Below are 3458 nucleotides of genomic sequence, written 5' to 3'. Positions count from 1 at the left end.
GAATAGGTCGTCCGGGGCCAACTGCTCCACCGTCTTGCCGGTGACCAGCACGACCCTGGCGATCAACGCCAGCGTCTCGCCTTGCTGCCGGCCGGACAGGCCCATGACCTGGGCTTCACGTCCGAGCCGGGCGAACAGCGCCGGGCTGACGACCTGTTGGGTGTGGCTGAGCAGTGCGCACGGCCGGTAGCGGCGGATGAAGTCGTAGCTGGGCAGAATCGCCCGACACAGCAGCAGCCCGACCAGGCCGCGGCGTAGTTCGTCCTTACCCGCCCAAAGGCTCAGCCCCTCGCGGGCGCACAGCGGGTCGATCCACTCGTAACGGTTCCCCTCGGCCGCCGCCCACCGCTGCTGCCACCCCGACCCCGGGTGCTCGCCGAGCCAGCGAAGAACCCGGCCGGCTCCCCGAATCCACTGCTCGCCGTGGCGGTCCGCGGGGAACATCGGCAACGTCGGGATCTCCGCCAGTACCAGTGCGGCGCTCGCCCAGTTCAACAGCCCGACCCGCGCCGTGCTCATCGTGGTGGCGGCCACCTCGGCGCTGACCGGTGCGGGCGCTGCCGTCATCGGCCGGCCTGCCCGAACAGCACGGTGAGGTCCTCAGCCCGATACGGGGCCGTCGCGTCGCCGGTGGCTGACGGCGCGGGCTGCTCGTCGCGGCTGGCGAGGTGGTCCCGTACTCGGCGGATCACCTCAAGGTCGTCTTCCACGAGGTAGGTCTCGGTCGTGCTCAGGTGAGCGTGTCCGAGGATCGTCTGCACGTCGCGCAGCGACAGCCGAGCATCCCGGATCATGCGCAGGGCGCAGGTATGCCGCAGGTCGTGCATGGTCCAGTTGGTGCCCAGTAGGCCGTTCGCGCGACGCAGCACCGCCCGCAGCGCCTCGTAGTTCAACGGCACGCGACCGGGTGGGCCGCCGTCGCGGGCACGACGGCGCAGCGTCTGCCAGACCGGCGCATCGGCACCCAGTCCGCCGATCTCCTCCACGTGCAGGCGCAGCCACACGAACGCCTCCGGGCTGGCCGGCAGCCACTGCGGCGCCCGTGTCCCCTTGCGCCGGACCTGGATCAGCTGATCGCCCCAGTCCAGATCGGCACCGCGCATCCCCAGCAGCTCCCCGGCGCGAGCGCCGGTACTGACCGCCAACGCCAGGATCGCCCGGTCACGGTCCGAACGCATCGCTGTGAACAGCTGCTCCCACAACCCGTCCGGCATCGCCCGCGGCCGGCATTTCGGCGCCGGCGGGTTATACCGCAGCCGCCCCTCGGCCCGGAACGACTCCAACGGGTTGTGGTGCGCATGAGGACGCCGCCCCCGCCCCCGAGCCAGCACCACCGGATTGACCAGCGGCCCTTCACCCCGCTCGATCCAGAACACATAAAATGACCGCACGACCGCGTTCGAATGCCGAATCGTGGCCACCATATAGCTGTCGTCCTGGAACCGCTTACGGGTAATCGAGTTCACCGTTCCTGCCGTACTCGCGGAATCGGTTCGCGGCAACCGACGGCGCTTACTGGTCCGCTGCAACCACAGCACGAAATCCCGTGCCTCCGCCGGACACGCCTTCGACCATTCCACCTCCACCGCCCGCAGGAACCGCCACCAGCGCAGCAACGCAAACGCATAGCTGCGAATCGTCGTGGCCGAACATCCCTGCGCTACAAGATCACGCAGGAACCGTCGGATCGGCTCGACCGGCCGGCCCGCTTCGTCCACCACGCAGAACGGTTCGACGCCAACCATCGGGACCACCCGACCCCACACCGGCGGATCGATCAGATCAATCACACGATCACAATTATCGGACATCCACACGCAGTCCTCTCACTGGGAACTGCGTGACATCTACCGACCGGCCACCACCCGCCGCCTACGACACGCTGATCGTCCGCCCGGTAGTCCGGTCAACGGTTCCCACGACGGAGAGATCGACCGCTGGCGCGACGAGGAACGCGACGTACGTCGGAACTCCCAGGCGGATACCGAGCGTAGCGACGTTGCCGAAGCCGAACAAGAACGTTAGTGCGACGACAATCCCTACGATCACGGTCACCAGACGGACCGGAACGTCTGGGACCGCCAGGTATGCGGAACGTGTGTTCGAATCTCTGGATGATGTTGCCGGACCGGCGCTCACCGAGCAACGTCCCTGGTGGGCGGACGCGTGGCGACCGGGCGGATAGTGATTTCGGGACCCTGAACAAAGATCAAACGGTTCTTATTCTGGTGCGTTAGGTCCACCACGATGCGTAACAATGCCCTGACCTGGGCAAATAGGTAAGAGCTATGAGGTCTGATGGCTGATCGAATAGAAGGTGTCCAGGTCGGGGCGTTGATTCTTTGGTTCGATTCCCTGAATCTGCCGGAGGATCTTGATTACGGGGCGTAGTTGCGGTAGTCGGTCGATCAATGGCATTGACCGTCGGCCGCCGCCTACGCCCGCGACGGACAGATCATCCAGTGCCTCGCTGGAGCGCCGGCGCTCCTCGACCGCTGCCAGCAGGCCCCACCCGCCGCTCAGGCGCTGATCTGCACCGCGATGACGCCCGCCGCCTCGGCGTCGGCCACCACCTGCCGCTGGTCTGGCTCGCCGGCGCTACCCCGGCTACTTCACCGAAGCTGCCTGCGACTGCACCCTGCACCGTCGCCCCCGCCCAGGTCACCCCGACCCGCACCCGCGACATCCGCGCCATGATCGAAATCATGGAGTTCGACGGGCACGGGGTGCGGCTCGCCGACCTGCGCGACCGGGCTCTGCTGCTCATCGCCTACGCCGGCGCGCTACGCCGCAGCGAACTCGTCGCTCTTGACATCGAGGACCTCCCGAGGACGACCACGGCCTGCGCCTGCACATCCGCCGGTCGAAAACCGACCAGAACGGCGCCGGCGCGCTGGTCAACCTGCCCTGCGGCTCGCACCTGCCGACGTGCCCGGTCCGCGCCTGGCGCGCCTGGACCACGGCCGCCGGCCTCACCACCGGCCCGGCGTTCCGCGGCATTGACCGCCACGGCCACCTCGCCGAGAAACGGCGGTCCGACCGCGCCGTTGCCGACATCCTCGCCCGGCGAGCCACCGCCGCCGGCCTCACCGGCCGCTCCACCCGCCGCGGCTTCGCCACCGAGGCCTACCGCCCACGGCATCCCCGAACCCGCCGTCCTGCGCCAAGGCCGCTGGAAATCCCGCACCACCATGGACCGCTACCGCGTGGGACGACAACGCCGCCAGGGGCTTGTAGGGGGCGGTATGGCGGGGATGAACCTTCCCCCTCGACCGAGTCCTGACGGAAAAAAGCTCCCTGGGCAACTGATCTGTGACGGGCCGCGGCCGGGGGGCTGCCAACCCGTCGACCTGTGTTGCCAGGTGTGCCAAGTCGAGGGTGGTTGCGGGTGGCATGATCTGCTGCTGTGGAGGTTTCGTCTGGGGGGCCGGCGCCGCGGTGGGATTTCTTCGTGTCGT

Annotated in this window: 2 protein-coding genes and 2 pseudogenes; all 4 read right to left on the bottom strand. The window is 68.2% G+C overall.

Going from position 1 to position 3458, the window contains the following annotated elements; translation table 11 throughout:
• A pseudogene (locus U9977_RS26430) lies at positions 1 to 567 on the bottom strand (hypothetical protein); the annotation flags it as partial.
• Positions 564 to 1811: a tyrosine-type recombinase/integrase gene (locus tag U9977_RS26425; RefSeq protein WP_416210791.1), complete on the bottom strand. Its 1248-nt coding sequence runs from the start codon at positions 1809 to 1811 to the stop codon at positions 564 to 566. The gene U9977_RS26425 and the pseudogene U9977_RS26430, both read right to left, overlap by 4 nt.
• A 103-nt stretch (positions 1812 to 1914) precedes the next feature.
• Positions 1915 to 2139 (bottom strand): annotated as a pseudogene (locus U9977_RS26420) (hypothetical protein); the annotation flags it as partial.
• A gap of 631 nt (positions 2140 to 2770) precedes the next feature.
• Positions 2771 to 3142: a hypothetical protein gene (locus tag U9977_RS26415; protein WP_322751986.1), complete on the bottom strand. Its 372-nt coding sequence runs from the start codon at positions 3140 to 3142 to the stop codon at positions 2771 to 2773.
• Positions 3143 to 3458: the final 316 nt, after the last annotated feature.

This window comes from Protofrankia sp. Cas8 (assembly GCF_963555845.1).
GTDB lineage: Bacteria > Actinomycetota > Actinomycetes > Frankiales > Frankiaceae > Protofrankia.
The sequence above is the reverse complement of the archived record's forward strand: the minus strand, read 5'-3'. Positions and strand labels throughout refer to the sequence as shown.

Excerpts from the sequence above, each read along its gene's own strand:
- U9977_RS26425 (WP_416210791.1), bottom strand. The coding sequence starts at position 1,811 with ATGTCCGATAATTGTGATCGTGTGATTGATCTGATCGATCCGCCGGTG.
- U9977_RS26415 (WP_322751986.1), bottom strand. The coding sequence starts at position 3,142 with ATGCCGTGGGCGGTAGGCCTCGGTGGCGAAGCCGCGGCGGGTGGAGCG.